Below are 632 nucleotides of genomic sequence, written 5' to 3'. Positions count from 1 at the left end.
CGAGCGTCCCGCTGTGCCCGCGATGTACTCCGCGTCGATCACCACGTCAGCAAGCCGGCACGTGGCGCTAGCCTCGTCACCCTTGCCGGGGTTGAGATCGAGGGCGGCCGCGAACTCCGGGCAGGGATCGAACGTCACCGGCGAGTCGTCCTCGGGCCCGTTTCGAGAGCTCGGATTTCGCCCTGTCCGGGCAGAGCGCTTTGAGATACTGAACGACCCGAATCCGACCAGCACGGCGCTATCACCCTTCGCCAAGGCTCTCGTCGTCGCGTGGGTGAACGCGTCAAGCGTCCGCTTCGCGTCAGCCTTACTCAGTCCGGATTCGCTCGCCATCGCCTCGATCAGTTCCGCTTTGTTCATCGCCGCGGCCTGACCAGTCATCGTTACCGCACCCAGTCCGATGACCGTCGAGAGGATAGCACCCCTCCGCAGGACGGTTCGTCGCGAGAGATATTTTTGTGACATGATACCTTTACTCACACTCCTCTAACGCTCTGTGACTATATAATATTATTTAAATTTTCACATCTCTGTTATTATATCGCGTCCTGCGTTTGTCTGAAAGCAAACACGGACCAGGACGTTCGCTGTGGAACGGAGACACTTCGCGACAGCAGGCGTTGTATAGGCAC

1 protein-coding gene is annotated in these 632 nt (G+C 58.5%); it reads right to left on the bottom strand.

Features of this window, described 5'->3' with window-relative positions:
• Positions 1–480, bottom strand: a 480-nt coding sequence (locus tag EXE42_RS15185) for an HU family DNA-binding protein (protein WP_241988406.1), incomplete at its 3' end; no start/stop codon positions are given.
• Positions 481–632: the final 152 nt, after the last annotated feature.

The organism is Halorubrum sp. SP3, assembly GCF_005435195.1.
Lineage (GTDB): Archaea > Halobacteriota > Halobacteria > Halobacteriales > Haloferacaceae > Halorubrum > Halorubrum sodomense.
Note: the sequence above shows the minus strand (reverse complement) of the source record. Positions and strands in the feature narration are given on the sequence as shown.